The organism is Photorhabdus temperata (assembly GCF_025384845.1).
Lineage (GTDB): Bacteria > Pseudomonadota > Gammaproteobacteria > Enterobacterales > Enterobacteriaceae > Photorhabdus > Photorhabdus temperata.
Genome location: NZ_JAJAFX010000214.1, coordinates 1 through 514, shown reverse-complemented (window position 1 = coordinate 514; position 514 = coordinate 1). Strand labels below are relative to the sequence as shown.

1 protein-coding gene and 1 pseudogene are annotated in these 514 nt (G+C 51.9%); both read right to left on the bottom strand.

The window, feature by feature from the left end:
- Positions 1-191: pseudogene (locus tag LGZ99_RS24635) on the bottom strand (phage portal protein); the annotation flags it as partial.
- Positions 191-454 carry a gpW family head-tail joining protein gene (gene gpW / locus LGZ99_RS24630; protein WP_036841062.1) on the bottom strand — a complete coding sequence of 88 codons (264 nt, stop codon included), beginning with the start codon at positions 452-454 and terminating at the stop codon, positions 191-193. The gene gpW and the pseudogene LGZ99_RS24635, both read right to left, overlap by 1 nt.
- Positions 455-514 lie beyond the last annotated feature (60 nt).

Sequence of the window (514 nt, the reverse complement as noted above, 5' to 3'; positions counted from 1 at the left end):
ACAATCCGGTCACGATAGATATTGATTTCGTTGTCGGGTGACCATAGTGCGGGTTGCCAGTTCGCCAATTGATCACTGGATGAATCCGCCGCGTCATAGGGCACACGACTGCCGCCGACCAGCATAGACATCTTCGGTCGGGAAGGTGGTAAAGGCTGTCCGTCCGGGCCTAAAATTCTTACTGTATTCATCAGAACCTAAACCTTACCGGGCGACGTGGCCTTGCCACGATGCCGAGTTGCGCCTGTAGCAACTGAATCAGCGCCATCAAATCAGCCATGCTTGATTGCTGATATGACACTGAGCGGGTGCCGTCTCCCTGTGTGTATGAAAACGACACTCCACGACTGCCCGCAGCGAGTTCAATGTAAGCCTGCTGCGCTTTCATCAAAGCATCTTGCAATTGCTCGCGCGTCATTGCACCGGCAAGCAAGCTAGTTTTGGAATTAAACATAGTGATCCTTATCACGAAATCGAATTACCCGCATGCCCTGAGTGCGGCATCAAGACGAAA

Excerpts from the sequence above, each read along its gene's own strand:
- gpW (WP_036841062.1), bottom strand. The coding sequence starts at position 454 with ATGTTTAATTCCAAAACTAGCTTGCTTGCCGGTGCAATGACGCGCGAG.